The organism is Okeania sp. SIO2B9 (assembly GCF_010672505.1).
GTDB classification, from domain to species: domain Bacteria; phylum Cyanobacteriota; class Cyanobacteriia; order Cyanobacteriales; family Microcoleaceae; genus Okeania; species Okeania hirsuta.
The window spans coordinates 1-2,794 of sequence record NZ_JAAHGK010000429.1; the positions used below are offsets into that span (position 1 = coordinate 1).

Consider the following 2,794-nt stretch of genomic DNA (forward strand, 5'->3'; position numbering starts at 1 on the left):
TAATAACGTGGTTTCGTCAATACATAAAATGGCACAATTTAAAATGAAATAGCCTTGGTTTCTGGTAGAGGTAATTCAATACTTTATGTTGAGAATTCCGTTGATATTTTACTTAGAAAATAGCCAGAATTAAATTACCAATAAAAATCTCCATAAATCACACAAAAAAATTAATACTTCATTCCTCATCCTATCTCCTGAATCCTCTGTTATTCAATACTTTGTTGTGGAGAATTTGGTTGAACTTTTACTTGGAAAATAGCCCAAATTAAGTTGCCAATAAAAATCTTCATAAATTCAATTGTAAAGGTAAGATATAGCAGTCACAATTACTATATTTGACATATCAAAAGCTTAAAAATCTGACATCTTCTGAGTTTTCCTTCTCTCCTAGATAACTAAAGCCTTCTTTCTTCTTCCTTCTTACTTCTTACTTCTTCCTTATGCCATATCATTCCTCATTCTGACTCTTGACTCCTGTCTCCTGACCCCTATCTCCAAAATAACATCCTTGTAACCAAACTCTAATACCTCTAGCAAATACTCCATTACTACTATCTTCTGGTTGTGGTGGTAAATTTCCTAGTAAACTTTCTTCTATAGAAAACATATTAACTAACTCCCATTGTCTCTGACTTTTCCTCAGAAATAACCAATGAAATTTTTGTAATTCAACTACCTGACTATCTCTATATTGCCTTTCTAAAGTTGTCAGAAAAATTTGATTAATATCTTCCTGAAAAAAAGGCATATCATCTATAGGTAAAGGTTCAAACTCAGGACGACCTGCTATAACTATATTCCGTTCTAAATAATCTTCATTTGATTGGCGATCGCGTTGAATTTCACGATTAACATAACCAGGCAAATCTAATATTAAATCTGTGGCTAGAATTTCTAAATCTTCTGAATTATCCGGACAAGTAGATTTTGGTTTCCAAGGATCTGTTGATTCTATTTTTTCTATTTCTATTCTAGGTTTTCTAGGTCTTCTAGGTCGTCTTTTTCTGACCATCGAATAATTGTCAATCGTCAAAAATAGGGAATTAGGTAAAGATAAATTGTCACTGGCTATACTTATAATCGTGATTATAGAAATGAATATTTTCAAATAAAATAGCATTCGACTTTAGGATTTTCAGATTGATATTTCCCTGAAAGTTATCATGTCTGAAAAATATTTACTGTTCAGCAAATTTTCCCAATAATTTAATAAGTTTTTTAATAAGTTTGAGGATTTAAGAATTTCCTAACATTAATGGCGACTGCTATAGCAATATTTTTGTAATTGTTATGACGGGTAGGTTATACCAAGCGTGAAAAAAGAATGTTACGAATAGTAAGAGCGATAAAAAAACTTTATAGGAAATGTCCCTTTGACTAAAAAGATAGTTTACGCCCTAAAAAATGGTATTAAAGACATTCCCATACGACTCCTGACTCCTGACTTCCCCTCCTGGGAGGGGGAGGGGCGAGGGGTGGGTTGACTCCTCAGAAATACCCTAGATATTTGTAGCAAAAATTTATCAACTTGGTATCATACCATTTCTCCTTGATGTATCACTTAATATAGAATAGTCAGTGTAATAAGGTCTGAGCAACAATTATTAAGCGCATTGTTACAGAGAAATGGTATCAGAAGTGAAAGCTATCTTTCATTTTATGAAGCTCAAAAAAATCGAAAGATATTTAGCCTTGCATTCTGTCAAAAATCCTGATAGTATGTAATTATTGGGAGGCGTTCGCACCTACGCATGACTTTTTATTCAACCTAAATATAGTACTATGTTATCTGAAGTGACGTTTAAAACAATCGAGCATCAAACATAACAATACTTTGAATAAAACGCCCCTTAAATTTCCTGACAAATGCGCTCCAAAGCCCCTTTTGGGTCAGCAGCAGCAGTAATAGGTCGGCCAATAACAAGATAATCAGCACCAGCCTTAATAGCCTGACCAGGAGTAAGCGATCGCTTCTGGTCTCCTTTCTCTGCCCAAGTTGGCCTCACTCCCGGACAAACCAACACAAAATCATCACCACAAACCTGTCTCAACTGTTCCACCTCTTGAGGAGAACAAACTGCCCCACCTAAAGCAGATTCCTGAGCCAACAAAGCCATCTGCAAAGCATACTCTGGCAACTCCAGAGGAATTTTGAGGTCAAAAGCCACATCGCGAGAAGTCAAACTGGTCAAAATAGTAATAGCAATTAACCTTGGTGGGTTTTCTCCTGTAACTTTTGCCCCTTCAACAATAGCTTCTTGAGCAGAAGTCAAAGCCACTCTGCCAGCAGTAGCATGGATAGTCAACAAATCGACACCATAACTAGCAGCAGCTCGACAAGCTCCAGCAACAGTATTAGGAATATCGTGAAACTTTAAATCCAGAAAAATCCGCTTCTGACGTTCTTTGAGAATTGAGATAATTTTAGGGCCACAACTAACAAACAATTCTAGACCAACCTTCCACCAGATTATTTCCGGTAATTGGTCTATCAGAGCGATCGCTGCTGCCTCAGTAGGAACATCCAACGGGACAATAATTTTATCAATATTCATCAATTTCATCAGTATGGGTTAATTTTCAGTGGTTTATTTCTGGGTATTCAAACAAAAAAACTAAGACGTTGTAGTTTTGAGTGATTTTGACCTCAATATTTTCTCCTCCCTGTGAGTCATAACTTTTGTCTACTGAATTTTTCCGACTGTGAGTCTCAGCAAAAGTATTAATTAATTTTCAGTGGTTTATATTCTGGGTATTCAAACAAAAAAACTAAGACGTTGTAGTTTTGAGT

The 2,794-nt window shown here is 35.5% G+C and carries 3 protein-coding genes; all 3 read right to left on the reverse strand.

Translation table 11 applies throughout. The annotated features are described in order from the left end of the window. Positions 1-451 precede the first annotated feature (451 nt). Entirely contained in the window at positions 452-1,015 is a 564-nt protein-coding gene (locus tag F6K13_RS16095) for a hypothetical protein (protein WP_124142976.1), read from the reverse strand. Positions 1,016-1,393: 378 nt separating this feature from the next. Beyond that, on the reverse strand, positions 1,394-1,519 hold the full coding sequence (locus F6K13_RS16100) for a hypothetical protein (RefSeq protein WP_275670264.1): 126 nt from the start codon (positions 1,517-1,519) through the stop codon (positions 1,394-1,396). Between the two features lie 334 nt (positions 1,520-1,853). After that, positions 1,854-2,558, reverse strand: a complete 705-nt coding sequence (pyrF, locus tag F6K13_RS16105; RefSeq protein WP_124154881.1) for an orotidine-5'-phosphate decarboxylase — start codon at positions 2,556-2,558, stop codon at positions 1,854-1,856. Positions 2,559-2,794 lie beyond the last annotated feature (236 nt).

Coding starts and splice junctions, on each gene's coding strand:
- F6K13_RS16095 (WP_124142976.1), bottom strand. CDS start 1,015: ATGGTCAGAAAAAGACGACCTAGAAGACCTAGAAAACCTAGAATAGAA.
- pyrF (WP_124154881.1), bottom strand. CDS start 2,558: ATGAATATTGATAAAATTATTGTCCCGTTGGATGTTCCTACTGAGGCA.